General features: G+C 69.6%; 1 protein-coding gene. It reads right to left on the bottom strand.

The window, feature by feature from the left end:
• A partial coding sequence (locus I0Q12_RS34515) for a penicillin-binding protein 2 (protein WP_269437728.1) occupies positions 1-1141 on the bottom strand: 1141 nt, incomplete at both ends.

Here is a 1141-nt window from a genome sequence, read left to right as displayed (position 1 = left end):
CCCCGCGCGCACGGGACCGAGTTCCTGCGCGAAGGACAGCGGACGAGGCTCCGCGGTGGGAATGGGCACGGCGTCCGCCGGCCCGTATGCCGCCGCGAGCTGAGGTGTCACCATCGCACCGCTGGCGATGCCCTGACCGATGCCCATCAGCAGTGTCGACCCGGGATACCAGGTTCCGCCGATGCTTCCGACATTCTCCGGGGTACCGAGGAAGCCCTCGGACTCGCTCGGCAGATCGATTCCCGATCGCGTGCCCACACCCAGTTCGTTGGCCGTCGTCGCGATGCGCTGGGGGCCGAGGAGGTCGGCGAGTTGGTAGAAGTAGACGTTGTCCGACCACTGGATCGCACCGAGCAGATTGTTTCCGGCCATCGGCTGCCAGTTCGCGAACGTGTGCCCACCGTAGGTGTAGGCCGCGCCGCCCTGGAGCACGGTATCCGGCGACAGCACGTGGGTCGCCGCGTTCGCCGAGGCGACCACGATCTTGAAGGTCGAGCCCGGGGGCACGGCCGTCTGGACGGCGTGATTGAGCATCCGGCCGGGTCCGGGTCCTTGGGTCTGCGCCGCGATCGCGGCCAGGTCCGCCGGGGGGCCGTAGACGTTGTTGTCGTAGCCGGGGACGCTGGCCAGCGCCAGGATCGCGCCGGTGCGGGCATCCATCACAACCGCCGCGCCGAGGTCGCCGCCGCTGCTGCGCACCGCCTGGGTGAGCGCATCGGTCGCGGCCTGCTGCATCCCGAGATCGAGGTACAGCCGCAGATCGTGGCCACGCACCGGATCCACCCGCTCCCCCGTGCCGACCGGACGCCCGGACGGGTCGACGTACACGCACTGCTTACCGTCGGTGCCGCGGAGCAACGCGTCGTACTGCTTCTCCAGGCCCGCCTTGCCTACTCGTGATCCGAGCGGGAGGTTCGACCAGAACTGCATGTCCTCCTGGTCCGCGATTCCGACGTACCCGAGGATCGATGCCAGCACCGGCCCCTGCGGGTAGTGCCGGCGTCCGGTCGGGTACACGAGCACCCACGGCAGGTGGGCGTCGACGATCAGCCGAGCCTGCTCGGGCCCGACTCGTGCAAGCACGACCTGCAGCTCCCCGTTGTCGCTCCGGAGTTCCTCCGAGAGCTGCTCCGGGGTGATG

Source organism: Rhodococcus sp. CX, from assembly GCF_015865005.1.
Lineage (GTDB): Bacteria > Actinomycetota > Actinomycetes > Mycobacteriales > Mycobacteriaceae > Rhodococcus.
This window is presented reverse-complemented; position numbering and strand designations above follow the sequence as displayed.